The sequence below is a fragment of the Streptomyces sp. TRM70350 genome (genome assembly GCF_019219825.1).
Classification (GTDB): domain Bacteria; phylum Actinomycetota; class Actinomycetes; order Streptomycetales; family Streptomycetaceae; genus Streptomyces.
On record NZ_JAHUXH010000125.1, the window covers coordinates 1 to 508 of the forward strand.

The 508-nt window shown below is 65.9% G+C and carries 1 protein-coding gene; it reads left to right on the top strand.

The window, feature by feature from the left end; genetic code table 11:
- The coding region (locus tag KWI83_RS37870; protein ID WP_218518898.1) for a DUF3459 domain-containing protein at nucleotides 1-449 on the top strand (449 nt) is incomplete at its 5' end.
- Nucleotides 450-508 lie beyond the last annotated feature (59 nt).

A 508-nucleotide genomic window follows, 5' to 3' on the forward strand; every position in this document is an offset into this window, starting at 1 on the left:
AGGAGGGCAGCGAGGAGTACCTCGACTCGGAGAAGTACCAGCTCAAGCCCCGCAACTGGGACGACCCGAACACCATCGCCCCCCTCATCACCCGGCTCAACGCCATCCGCAGGCAGAGCCCCGCGCTGCGGCAGTTGCGGGACCTGCACTTCCACCACACCGACAAGGAAGCGGTGATCGCGTACTCCAAGCGGTCGGGGTCGAACACGGTTCTGGTGGTCGTCAACCTCGACCCCCACCACACCCAGGAGGCCACGGTCTCGTTGGACATGCCGCAACTCGGCCTGGACTGGCACGAGTCGATGCCGGTGCGCGACGAGCTCACCGGCGAGACCTATCACTGGGGCAGGGCCAACTATGTGCGCCTTGAGCCGGGCCACAGGCCCGCGCACATCTTCACGGTTCTGCGACCGTCCACCCCGCAGATCGGAGGGTCACCCACAACATGATCGTCAACGAGCCCGTTCCGGACACCTTCGAGGACACACCCGCCAAGGACCGGGACCCT